Origin of the sequence: Clostridium tanneri, from assembly GCF_033659955.1 — a bacterium.
In the GTDB taxonomy this organism is placed as follows: domain Bacteria; phylum Bacillota; class Clostridia; order Clostridiales; family Clostridiaceae; genus Clostridium_AM; species Clostridium_AM tanneri.
In genome coordinates, this window is record NZ_JARUJP010000097.1 from 1 (window position 1) to 371 (window position 371).

A 371-nucleotide genomic window follows, 5' to 3' on the forward strand; every position below is an offset into this window, starting at 1 on the left:
AATCCGCTTTGAGATGGACCCGCGGCGCATTAGCTAGTTGGTGAGGTAAAGGCTCACCAAGGCGACGATGCGTAGCCGACCTGAGAGGGTGATCGGCCACATTGGAACTGAGACACGGTCCAGACTCCTACGGGAGGCAGCAGTGGGGAATATTGCACAATGGGCGAAAGCCTGATGCAGCAACGCCGCGTGAGTGATGAAGGCCTTCGGGTTGTAAAGCTCTGTCTTTTGGGACGATAATGACGGTACCAAAGGAGGAAGCCACGGCTAACTACGTGCCAGCAGCCGCGGTAATACGTAGGTGGCAAGCGTTGTCCGGATTTACTGGGCGTAAAGGATGCGTAGGCGGATATTTAAGTGAGATGTGAAAT

1 rRNA gene is annotated in these 371 nt (G+C 54.4%); it reads left to right on the forward strand.

What is annotated here, in order from left to right:
• A 16S ribosomal RNA gene (locus P8V03_RS19105) occupies nucleotides 1-371 on the forward strand; the annotation flags it as partial.